We start from the raw sequence: 11382 nt of genomic DNA on the forward strand, positions 1-11382 counted from the left end.
ATCGCGGCTCTAACGCCGAAACATCGCGGCCCGGGGCTGCCGTCCCAGACCGTTCCTTCAGCAGGGTGCGTGCCCATCGCTCGGCGAAGGTGTCCGAGTGCGGGCTCCGACACCTGATCTGGCTGGTCGGGTCGGGTGGGAGGGGGACACGGCCGTCCCCGTCACTCGGGCGGTACCGCGGCCGGTCTGGCACTGGGGTTGCGGCTGGCCGGACTGCGCACTCGGGTGCTGGGAGTCGTGGTCAACGACACCCTCCGCCTGGACACACCGACGCTCACCAAGTCGGCGCGGAAGTCACTGGCGCTGCTACGGGACCGGGGCGTCGGCCTGCCGGAAGCCGAGTCCAGCCCATCCGACGTGGTCACGGAGTACGGATGGCTCGGCACCGGCTACGCGCACCCCACCGCGCAGGGCGCGGCAGCGCTCGACCGGGCGAGGTCCGAGGCCGGTCGAGCGCTGGAGCAGACCTACACCACCAAGGCCTTCGCAGCGTTCCTGGAGCTGGACGCGGCCGGTCGCTTCGGCGGGGAGCCCGTGGTCCTTCTCAACACCTTCGGCCCCAGGTAGCCGCCCGGCGGGGGCGCTCGCGACAGGCAGGACAGTCGCAGCCGTCGACGCTTCGGACCGGCGCGAGATCAACGCGCGGCAGTGGGATCCGTGTGCGCACGGTAGAGGTAGCGGCGGGGAATGCTCCCGGCCCGGGGTCGCCGGGCGGTGCACGCGTCGCACACGCACGTGGGGAGAGCCACATGACCAAGAGAACCGTGCGGACGCCTGCCGCGCCAGGCATCCTGATGGATCCACTCCGCAACCGGGGCGTGGCGTTCACGCAGGCGGAACGGGACGAGCTGGGCCTGACCGGGCGGTTGCCGTCCGGGGTGCTGCCGCTGGAGCAGCAGGCGCAGCGCGCTTACCAGCAGCTGCAGGCGCAGGGCAGTGACCTTGCCAAGAACGTGTACCTGGAACAACTGCACGACCGCAACGAGATCCTGTACTACAAGATGCTCACAGATCACCTGGTGGAGCTGTTGCCGATCGTGTACGACCCCACGGTCGGCGAGGCGATCGAGAAGTACTCCCACGAGTACCGCCGCCCGCGAGGCGTCTTCCTGTCCATCGACCGGGCGGACGACATCGAGAAGGCCTTCGCCACGCTCCAGCTCGGGCCCGATGACGTGGATCTGATCGTGTGCACCGATGCCGAGGAGATCCTGGGCATCGGCGACTGGGGCGTGGGCGGGATCCAGATCTCGGTGGGCAAACTGGCGGTCTACACCGCGGCGGCCGGCATCGACCCGAGCCGAGTCGCCCCCGTGTCACTGGACATGGGCACGGACCGTGAGTCACTGCTGAACGACCCGCTGTACCTGGGCAATCGGCACCCCCGGGTCCGCGGCGCCGACTACGACGCGTTCATCGAGAAGTACCTGCGGATCGCGTCCTCGATGTTCCCGGGTGCGCTGCTGCACTTCGAGGACTTCGGCCCCGACAACGCCCGGCGGATCCTAGAGACCTACGGCGGCACCTACAGGATCTTCAACGACGACATGCAGGGCACCGGCGCCATCACCCTGGCTGCCGCGCTGTCGGCCGTCAAGGTCAGCGGCGTGCCGATGCGGGACCAGAAGCTTCTCGTGTTCGGCGCCGGCACCGCGGGAGTCGGCATCGCCGACCAGTTGCGCGACGCGATGATCCGCGACGGCGCGGATCCCGGGCAGGCCACCGCGCAGGTGTGGCTGATCGACAAGCAGGGACTGCTCACCCGGGACATGACCGACCTGCGGGACTTCCAGCGGCCCTACGCGCGTGACCCCGCGGACGTCGCGGACTGGGCCAGGGCCGACGGGGCCATCTCGCTGCTGGAAACCGTCCGGCGGACGGCGCCGACCATCCTGCTGGGGACCTCCACGGCGCACGGGGCGTTCACCCGCGAGGTCGTCGAGGCCATGACCGAGGGCACCGAGCGGCCGATCATCTTCCCGATCTCCAACCCCACCTCCCGCATCGAGGCCATGCCCGCCGACGTCATCGCCTGGTCCGGGGGGAAGGCGCTGGTGGCGACCGGCATCCCCGTCCCGCCCGTGGAGTTCGACGGCGTGACCTACGAGATCGGGCAGGCCAACAATGCGCTGCTGTACCCGGGGCTGGGCCTGGGCACCATCGTCTCCGGGGCGTCCCGGGTGACCGCGGGCATGCTGCTCGCCGCCGCGCAGGCGGTCGCGGACCAGGTCGACCCGACCGGACCGGGGGCCTGTCTGCTGCCGCCGGTGGAGAACCTCCGGGCGTCCTCGGCGATCACCGCGACGGCCGTGGTCGAGGCCGCGCTCGACGAGGGCGTGGCCACCGCCAAGCCGGCCGACCCCGGCCAGGCTGTTCGGGAGGCCATGTGGGCGCCGGTCTACGGGAACGGAGTGACGTCATGACCGCGCAGCACTCCGGCGTCGACCGGGTCGCGGAGGACCAGGCCCCGAAGATCCTCGATCTCCCGATCGGCCTGGACGCGACCGGTACCCGGCGGGAGACCGACTCCATGGGCGCCATCGACGTCCCCGCCGACCGCTACTGGGGGGCGCAGACCCAGCGCTCCCTGATCCACTTCTCCATCGGGGACGACCGGATGCCCAAGGCCGTCTACCACGCCTACGGCCACGTCAAGAAGGCGGCCGCGATCGTCAACGGGCGTGCCGGGCGGCTACCGGCCTGGAAAGCCGACCTGATCGGGAAAGTGGCTGACGAGGTCATCGCGGGCGAGCTCGACGACCACTTCCCGCTCTACGTATGGCAGACCGGATCCGGCACGCAGTCCAACATGAACACCAACGAGGTGATCAGCAACCGGGCGATCCAACTGGTCGGCGGCGAACTGGGCAGCAAGTCCCCGATCCACCCCAACGACCATGTCAACATGGGGCAGTCGTCCAACGACACCTTCCCCACCGCCATGCACATCGCCGCGGTCAAGTCGGTCCACGAGCGCCTGCTGCCCAGTGTGCAGGCGCTGCGGCAGGCTATCGAGGTCAAGGCCGGGCAGTGGCACGACGTGGTGAAGATCGGCCGCACCCACCTGGAGGACGCGGTCCCGCTCACCGTCGGGCAGGAGTGGTCCGGCTACGCCCACCAGTTGAAGCAAGCCGTCGACCGGGTCACCGGGTCCGCCGAGGGCCTGTACGAGCTCGCCGCGGGCGGTACCGCGGTCGGCACCGGGCTGAACGCCCCGCCCGGATTCGCCGAGCAGGTCGCCGCTGAGATCGCCTCTGCGACCGGCTTCCCGTTCACCGCCGCCGCCAACAAGTTCGCCGCCCAGGGCGGCCTGGACGCGATGGCCGGCGCCTCCGCCGGGCTGAGGGCCCTCGCCGTGCCGCTGATGAAGATCGCCAACGACATCCGGTGGCTGGCCTCCGGTCCACGCTGCGGCCTGGGGGAGTTGATCCTCCCGGCGAACGAGCCGGGCTCCTCGATCATGCCGGGCAAGGTCAACCCGACCCAGTGCGAGGCGATGGTCATGGTCTGCATCCAAGTGCTGTCCGAGGACACCGCCATCGCCTTCGCCGGATCCCAGGGCAACTTCGAGCTCAACGCCATGCGCCCGGTGATCATCAACAACTTCCTGCACGCGGCCACCATCCTCGCCGACGCGTGCGCCAAGCTGCGCGAGTACTGCATCGAGGGCACCCAGCTCAACCACGACCAGATCGACGGCTACGTCAACCGATCACTCATGCTGGTCACCGCTCTCTCTCCGGTCATCGGCTACGACAAGGCCTCCGCGATCGCGCACAAGGCCAACGACGAGGGAACCACCCTGCGCGAGGCCGCACTGGCCTCCGGCTACATCGGCGCCGAGGAATTCGACCGCATCGTCAATCCGGCCGGCATGGTCGGCTCGGCCGAGTGGCAGGGATGAACGGGGTCCATGTGCGCCACATCGTTCGGGCATCGGTGGGTGGATGGGCTGGGCGCTCGCGGGAAGCGCCGATCGGCATATCGGAGTTGTCCGCTTGCTCGAAGCATCCGGCACGGCCGGTGCGGACCGGCGGGCGAGGGCCTGCCGGTCCGCACCGGTGGGGTTCACCCCGCGGTCGGGGTGATCGTGTGGCCGCTGGCGGAAGGTGCGGGGGTCCGGCCGGTCGGGCGCCGGGAGAGGGCGTCGGAGGCCTTGGCCGTGGCGTAGAGCGATGCCGCGAGGGTGAGGGTGAGTGCGGCGCCGGCCGTGAGGACGCTGCCGGTCGTGACGGCCGGCGGGCTGCCGGCCTCGGAACGGGCGGAGCCGCTGAGGAAGGGGACGACGGCCAGGACGCCGACTCCGAGGGCGACCTCGCCCCAGACCACCGCGGGGAAGTGGCGCAGCGTCAGGTGAAGGAGTGAGGAGGTCGCGTCGCTGCGGCGGGCGCGGGCGATGCGGGGCATCAGCCAGAACTGGTTGACGCCGCCGGCGGCGACCATGCCAAGGACCAGCACGATCTTGATGAGGAGGAAGAGCCCGTAGGTGGTGGTCCACAGCTGCCCGACGGTGCCCACGTGCTTCCAGGTCATCCACAGGCCCGAGACCAGCACCGACCCCACGCAGACCAGCGCCACGAGGCTGAACCGCCGCCAGAGGTCCGCCCACAGCACACCGGCGTTCTCGCTCAGCAGGCGGCGGGCACCGGAGAGCAGGGCGAGCAGGGCCAGGCCACCGAGCCACACCGTGCCACCGATGATGTGGAGTTGATCGAACACCAGGTCAAGCACGCGGTCCGCGGCTGTGGGGGCGGTGGCCGGCACCGCCGCGATGAGGGTCACCCCGAGCGAGAGGGGGAGTCCGATGAGCGCGAGGGCGTCCGGGCGGCGCTGCGCACGCGGGCTGAACAGTGCGAGCAGGGCGGCGGACGCCAGCACGAGGACGATGTTCTGGATCAGGTAGAGCGTGCCCTGTGCCACCCAGGCCCCCGGCCCGGCGGGTGCGTGCAGGAAGTCCCATATCCGTCCCGGTGAAAGGGCTTCGCCGAACGGCATGCCCTTGCCGGCCCGGGCGACTCGGGCGGCGAGCTGGAAGTAGCCGGTGACCAGCAGCAGCGCCCCGGCCCAGGCCAGGCAGGCCGCCGCCCGCCGGCGTAGGGCCGTGACGTCACCGGTCTCGGTCCCCGGCGCGTGCAGTGCGGGGCGAACCGCGGCCACGTACGTCACGGTGGCCCCGATGGCTCCGCACAGGCCGACGAAATAGCCGGATTTGGTGAGTATTCGCCAGAGGGGAGGCATGGTGTAGCCGACCGACGACGCGGCCAGGTGCGCAAAACTCATGAAGGTAAGGCTAACCTAAACATCTGGTGGGTTGTCCACACCGCCGACGGGGGCGGTTCAGCCGTTGTCGATGCCTGACCGGGCGGCGGGCCGTCGGCGGACGTTGCCGACGGGCGGTCCGTCACATCACGGCCGCCGCCCGGCTGCACCGGTCGGGCGACCGGGAACCCGCCACGAACGGCGGGTCGACCTAAGCCGGGGGCCGAGTCCGGTACCGGCTGCCTCCCCGCCTTGGTGCCTCAGGACGGATCGGTCAACTGGCCCGGCACACCCAGGAGGTGGACGCGGCGCCCTGCCGCGTCCACCTCTCCGGTGGCCTGGAAGCCCAGGCGCGCCGCGAGCCGGAGCGAGGCCAGGTTGTCCGCCCGGATCAGCGCGTAGGCGGGCAGTTCGGGGTGGTGCGGCCGGGTGTGGTCCAGGGCTGCGCGTGCCGCCTCCGCGGCGAGGCCCTGCCCCCAGGACGAGGGTCGGAAGCGGTAGTAGAGGTTGAGCGCGCGCACGTGGTCGGCCGGGCCCTCGTGGGCGTCGTCGACCGGTCGGTCGCCCCGGGCGATCCCAACGGTCGCGACCTTGAGTCCGGCGAACCCGATCACCTGCGTCGGCTCGGACGTCCGCACCACCGTGAAGTAGCCGACGCCGTCGCGGGACCAGTCCTCGATCCAGCCGCGCAGCCACCGCTCGCCCTGCTCGGACGAACGCATCGGTCCGTCCGGGTTGTGGCGGTTGGTCTCGGGATCGCCGTGGACGGCGAGCACCGCCGCCAGGTCGACCCGCTCCGGACGGAACAGCGACAGCCGCTCGGTCCGCAGAACCGGCTCCCGTGTGATCATGCGAGCGAGCCTACGGTGCAACGACCGCGCGCCGGGAGCCGGCCTCCTCGTCTGTTGAACGCGCGCCCGGCGTAGCGGAACCGGCCGCGTTCCGCCCCGTGGATCTCCCCGGAACGGGGCAGGGGCGCCGCCGCCCTCCAGGGCGTGGCCGCCGCCGGCGGAGAGGCGGCCGGGCAGCGGCCTCGGGGACTCGCCCCAAGACCGCTGTCCGGAACCGCGTTTCGGGCGGTCACGCCACCCCGTCCGACGGATGGACAGATCGCCGTCGTGGTCCGGAGACGGCGCCCCGGACGGGCGGCGGTGGTGGCCCGGCCGGTGTGCCCGGGAGAGGGTCAGAACGCCGAGTGCGTGAACCAGTGCGCGAGCAACTCCTCGTCCCCGGCCGTTTCGACCGCTTCGGCCGTTCGGTCCAGTCGGCCGTAGAGCAGCAGCAGGAGGTCGGCGGCGGTGGCGCGGACGGAGGCGTCGGGGCGGTCCGCTCCGGTGGAGCCGGCGTCGAGGCCGAAGCCGTCCGGGCGCAGCCGGACCAGCCAGTCGCCGTCCGCGTCGGTGCAGGTGAAGCGGATGGTCCGGTCCTGGCCGCGGAGTTGGGCGGTGCCGGGGGCGAAGGAGGCCGCGAACGGCAGGTTGACCAGGAACTCGTCCACGCCGTCCACCGCGAGCGTGCGGTCGATCGCGGGGTGAAGCCCGAGGGCGAGCTCGGCGTCGGCCCGGTGCACCAGGGTCTCGAACAGCATCCGGCGGGCCCAGAACCGGGCGTGCTGGTCGGCTCCCCAGGCCCACATCGGCGTGTCCGGGTCGATGGTGGCGAACGCCTCGGCGGCCTCGACGGCGCTCTCGGCCAGCCAGTCGGGGTAGGCCGCGGGGTCGGTGGGCAGCTTGAGGTCGACGTCCCGGCTGCGCGGCGGCTGCTGGACCCGCTGCCGCAGCAGCACGGAGAACCACCGCTGCACACTGCCGGTGTGCCGGATGAGGTCGGTCAGCGTCCAGCCGGGGCAGGACGGTACGGGGGTCGCCGGATCGGCGGCCTCGACGGTGCGGACGAGATGGGCCGTCTCGGCCGCGATGGCGGCGCGGTGGTCCGGGGTGGTGCTCAAGGCAGGGCCTTTCCTGTTCCTCGGTTCGGGTGTCGGTGCGTCGGTTCGGGCGGTCAGCCGAGCGGCTTGTCGAGCACCGCCTTGGTGTGGCTGAACGTCTCGATGGAGTACTCGCCGTGGTATCGGCCCATGCCGCTCTCCCCGACACCGCCGAACGGCAGCTCGGGCACGGCGAGATGGGAGACCGGCAGGCCGAAGGCGAGTCCTCCCGAGGAGGTCTCCTCGGTCAACCGCCGCTTGGTCTCGGCCGATTCGGTGAAGGCGTACAGGGCGAGCGGCTTGTCACGCTCGTTGATGAACGCCACCGCCGCGTCGAGGTCGGGGACGGGGACGATCGGCAGGATCGGGCCGAAGATCTCCTCGCGCATCACCGGTGCGTCGGGCGCGACATCGGCGAGCACGGTGGGCGCGAGGTAGCGGCTTTCCCGGTCGTGCTGTCCGCCGGTGACCACTCGGCCGTCGTCGAGCAGTGCGGTGAGCCGGTCGAAGTGGCGCTCGTTGACGATCCGTCCGTACTCGGGTGCGATCGACGGGTCGTCGCCGTACAGCGCGCGGACGGCCTCGGCCAGGTGCGCTCCGAGTTCGGCGGCGGTGTCGCCGACGGCGAGGACGTAGTCGGGGGCGACGCAGGTCTGGCCGGCGTTCTGGAACTTGCCGCGGGCGAGCCGCTGCGCGGTGGCGGCCAGGTCGACGCCGGGTTCGACCACCGCCGGGCTCTTGCCGCCGAGTTCGAGGGTGACCGGTGTGAGGTGCCGGGCGGCGGCCGCCATCACGATCCGGCCGACCGTGCCGTTGCCGGTGTAGAAGATGTGGTCCCAGCGCTGCTCCAGCAGGGCGGTGGTCTCCGGGACGCCGCCCTCGACCACGGCCGCGGTCTCCCGGTCGAGGTAGCGCGGCAGCAGCCGGGCCAGTGCGGCGGAGGTGGCCGGGGCCAGCTCGCTGGGCTTGAGCACGGCGGTGTTGCCGGCCGCCAGCGCGCCCACCAGCGGGGCGAGGGCCAGCTGGAGCGGGTAGTTCCACGGCGCGATGATCAGCACCACACCGAGCGGATCGCGGACCACCCGGGCCTCGGCGGGCCGGAAGGCGTCGGGCACGGCGGCCGGGCGCGGGCTCAGCCACTGCGCCAAGTTGGCCACGGTGTGGTCGAGTTCGTTGAGGGTGAAGCCGATCTCGGTGCGGTACGCCTCCTCGGGGCCCTTGCCCAGGTCGGCGTGGAGAGCGGCGAGCAGGGTGTCCTGCTGCTCGGTGAGCAGTGCACGCACCGCGGCGAGCTGCCGCAGGCGCCACTCCAGCGGCCTGGTGCGGCCGGTGGCGAAGCGGGCCCGCAGCCGGGCCGCCACCGTGGTCGGATCGGTGGCCACGGCGGCCAGCAGCGTCCGGGCCAGCTCGGCGGAGGAGGCCGGGTTCTGGCCGGTGTGGAGGTTGCGGTCGACGACGGTGTGCGGAGCGAACGGCGCTGCGGCGACGAAGTCCGCGCCGAGTGCGCTCAGCCGGTCCTGGAGGAGCCATGCGGCCCGGTCGGCGAAGCCGGCCGCGGTCTCCTCGGCGTTGCTGAACGCGGTCATCCGGTAGCCGGCGAACGTCGGGCTGCCGTCCTCGTGGCGGGCGGCGAGCAGGGCGGCGGGGGCGTGGCAGAGCAGGCCGAGGGGCTTGCCCGAGTCGAGGGTGCGGATGAGGATCCGGCCGGAGGTCTCGTTGCCGGCGAGGTCCTCCATCGGGCCGTGGCCGCCGGGATAGAAGACCAGGTCGTAGGCGTCCGGGTCGATCTCCTCCAGCCGGGCCGGGCCCTCGAGTCCGGCCCGGATGCCGTCCAGGTAGGCGGCCAGTCGCTCGGCCTGCGCCGCGCCTCCGGCGGCGGCCGGGGTGAGGCTGGCCGGGTCGACCGGTGCGGCGACGCCGCCGGGGGTGGCGATGGTGATCTCCAGACCTGCCTCGCGGAAGATCCGGTGCGGCTCGGCGAGTTCCTCGGCCCAGAAGCCGGTGGGGTGCTCAGTGCCGTCGGCCAGCGTCCAGTGGGTGGCGCCGGTGACGACGAACAGGGCGGAGGTCATGGCAGTGCTCCAGCAAGGGGTGCGACGGGGAGAGGCTTGATGACCTGGAAGGTTGAAGCCTTCAAGCAAAAGAGAAGGTAGGGCTCAAAGGTTGAGGATGTCAATCAAACTCGCGTAGGCTCGCCGCATGAGCCAGCCCGAGCCGCCCCCGACGCCCGTCCAGCTGATGGACCGGCTCGCACACGCGGCTGCCGCCTACTACCGCAACTTCGCCTCCGTGGCGGCCGGGCACGGGCTCACCCTGATGCAGGGCAAGATGCTCAGCCTGCTGCGCCGGCCGATGCCCATGCGCACCCTGGCCGATCTGCTCACCTGCGACGCCTCGAACATCACGGGTATCGCCGACCGGCTGGAGGCGCGCGGGCTGGTCCGCCGCGAGGTCGACCCGGCCGACCGCAGGGTGAAGAACGTCGTGCTGACCGAGCAGGGGGAGGAGACGGTCCGGCTCATCAGGGCCGAGCTGATGACCGGCCTCACCGGCCTGGAGCAACTGGACGACGAGGACCGGCGCACCCTCGGTCGCCTGCTCGGGCAGGTCTTCCCGTAGCTGGTGGTCGGTCGGGTGCGTCAGAGTGGCGGTTCGGGGCCGCTCGGTCCGGCACTTCGCGGGGCGACCGGTCCCGCGGCAGGGGACGCTCGGTCCGGCGGTTCGGGGCGCCCGGGTGCGCCTGCCGGGGTGCGGTGGGCCGGCGCAGTCCTCGGATCAGCGCATGACGGAACGCGCGACCCGGAAGCCCACGTCGTCGACCTGGAAGCTCGGGTGGGAGCGGCGCCGCGCGGAGGCCCGGCAGCTCCAGTGTTCGTCGAACCAGCCGCCGCCGCGCAGTACCCGGTAGGTGCCGTAGACCGCGGGGTCGTAGAGGTCCCAGCACCAGTCCCAGACGTTGCCGAGCATGTCGTGGAAGCCCCACGGATTGGGCTGTTTGCCGCCCACGTCGTGAAGTCGCCCGTGCGAGTTGCCGCGGTACCAGGCGACCTCGTCGAGCGGTCCGTAGTGCGCTCCGGTGGTACCGGCGCGGCAGGCGTACTCCCACTCGGCCTCGGTCGGCAGCCGGTACCCGTCGGCGGACGCGTCCCACTCGACGGATTCGCCGTCGGCGCCGATGCGGTAGGCGGGCGCGAACCCGTCGTGCCGGGACAGCGCGTTGCAGAACCGGACCGCGTCCCACCAGGAGACGCCCTCGACGGGCAGCCGGTCCCCATGGGTGGTGCTCGGCCGCCTGCCGGCGATCCGTGTGTACAGCTCCTGGGTGACGGGGAAGGCCGCGAGCCGGTAGGAGGCCAGCTCGACCGGCCAACTGCGCTGCGTCCGCCGGTCCGACAGCGTTACCCGCCCCGACGGGACCGTGATCATCTCGATTCCTGCGCCAGCATCCACAAGCAGGTGATCCTAGCGGCAGCCGTGGCGGGCAACCGCGCCGCCGGGATGCCGGGCCGCGTGCGGCTACGGATGGAACTCGACTTCCGTGACGGGTACTTCGGCGAATGCGGACGATCCAGCGGGCCCGGAGAGCGCTGGCGCCCTACGTCAACCCCCGCTGCGGGATCGTCCGCTTCGCGCGCTCTCCTCGGCGTCCCCGGTCGAGATCCCGGTCAGGGCCCGTCTCGTCACCCGGCGCGGGTACCGGGAGCCTCGGTCAGGACCGGGGCCAGCCGGGCGAGGGCGGCGGCATCCGGGCTGCCCTCTGCCCACATGCCCGGTGTCTCCGGGCAGCACGACCCTCATCAGACTCTCCCCCCTCGAAGCCGGTCGGAATGAGCCCAACCTAAATCTGAACATGTTCAAAAGGAGCTCTCTTGGCCCTGCCGAGAGGCTCCGAGCCGATGACGGCCGGCGGAGGGCCGACCTCCTCGGCCGCAGAACTCCGCGTTCGCCGCCGCGTCGGGCAGGTCGAGGGTGGTGCCGTCCACCGGGATGTGCTGCACCAGGGGTCGAAGAGATGACTGCCTCCGCTCCTGGATTGCCCCCTTTAGGTGCCCGATGCGACCGACGGCCCCGGAGTCCCGTTTGTCAGACCCACCGGCTAGCCCCGTACTTCGCGGGTCGTTGAATCGAATGGTTCGGGCCCGGGAACGGTGTCCAAGGCCGCCCCGGTGGCGTTGGATTGGGTGTGTCGATGACTT

9 protein-coding genes are annotated in these 11382 nt (G+C 71.7%); 4 read left to right on the forward strand and 5 right to left on the reverse strand.

All coding sequences use genetic code 11. The annotated features are described in order from the left end of the window. Nucleotides 1-135: 135 nt before the first annotated feature. The 3 genes from ACWDAK_RS33815 (at nucleotide 136) to fumC (ending at nucleotide 3904) form a co-directional block, all read left to right on the forward strand. Nucleotides 136-567 (forward strand): hypothetical protein, encoded by a 432-nt coding sequence (locus tag ACWDAK_RS33815; protein WP_427395581.1) that lies wholly within the window; start codon nucleotides 136-138, stop codon nucleotides 565-567. Between the two features lie 182 nt (nucleotides 568-749). Next, nucleotides 750-2423 (forward strand): NAD-dependent malic enzyme, encoded by a 1674-nt coding sequence (locus tag ACWDAK_RS33820; protein WP_427395580.1) that lies wholly within the window; start codon nucleotides 750-752, stop codon nucleotides 2421-2423. After that, complete coding sequence (gene fumC / locus ACWDAK_RS33825) at nucleotides 2420-3904, forward strand: class II fumarate hydratase (protein WP_427395579.1); 1485 nt, start codon at nucleotides 2420-2422, stop codon at nucleotides 3902-3904. The genes ACWDAK_RS33820 and fumC overlap by 4 nt, the downstream gene beginning before the upstream one ends. A 164-nt stretch (nucleotides 3905-4068) precedes the next feature. On the opposite strand, the gene ACWDAK_RS33830 is transcribed toward fumC, so the two are convergent. The 4 genes from ACWDAK_RS33830 to ACWDAK_RS33845 form a co-directional block, all read right to left on the reverse strand. Then, nucleotides 4069-5280 (reverse strand): copper resistance D family protein, encoded by a 1212-nt coding sequence (locus ACWDAK_RS33830; RefSeq protein ID WP_427395578.1) that lies wholly within the window; start codon nucleotides 5278-5280, stop codon nucleotides 4069-4071. Nucleotides 5281-5519: 239 nt separating this feature from the next. Further along, on the reverse strand, nucleotides 5520-6110 hold the full coding sequence (locus ACWDAK_RS33835; RefSeq protein WP_427395577.1) for a GNAT family N-acetyltransferase: 591 nt from the start codon (nucleotides 6108-6110) through the stop codon (nucleotides 5520-5522). Between the two features lie 332 nt (nucleotides 6111-6442). Then, nucleotides 6443-7207 (reverse strand): maleylpyruvate isomerase family mycothiol-dependent enzyme, encoded by a 765-nt coding sequence (locus tag ACWDAK_RS33840; RefSeq protein ID WP_427395576.1) that lies wholly within the window; start codon nucleotides 7205-7207, stop codon nucleotides 6443-6445. A gap of 53 nt (nucleotides 7208-7260) precedes the next feature. After that, on the reverse strand, nucleotides 7261-9258 hold the full coding sequence (locus ACWDAK_RS33845; RefSeq protein ID WP_427395575.1) for an aldehyde dehydrogenase family protein: 1998 nt from the start codon (nucleotides 9256-9258) through the stop codon (nucleotides 7261-7263). A gap of 127 nt (nucleotides 9259-9385) precedes the next feature. Between ACWDAK_RS33845 and ACWDAK_RS33850 the strand changes: the two genes are divergently transcribed. Then, nucleotides 9386-9805, forward strand: coding sequence for a MarR family winged helix-turn-helix transcriptional regulator (locus ACWDAK_RS33850; RefSeq protein ID WP_344638934.1), 420 nt, complete (start codon nucleotides 9386-9388; stop codon nucleotides 9803-9805). A 156-nt stretch (nucleotides 9806-9961) separates the two neighbouring features. Here ACWDAK_RS33850 and ACWDAK_RS33855 read toward each other — a convergent pair whose 3' ends face one another. Continuing rightward, on the reverse strand, nucleotides 9962-10612 hold the full coding sequence (locus ACWDAK_RS33855; protein WP_425557765.1) for a formylglycine-generating enzyme family protein: 651 nt from the start codon (nucleotides 10610-10612) through the stop codon (nucleotides 9962-9964). Nucleotides 10613-11382 lie beyond the last annotated feature (770 nt).

The sequence above is a fragment of the Kitasatospora sp. NPDC001175 genome, assembly GCF_053598215.1.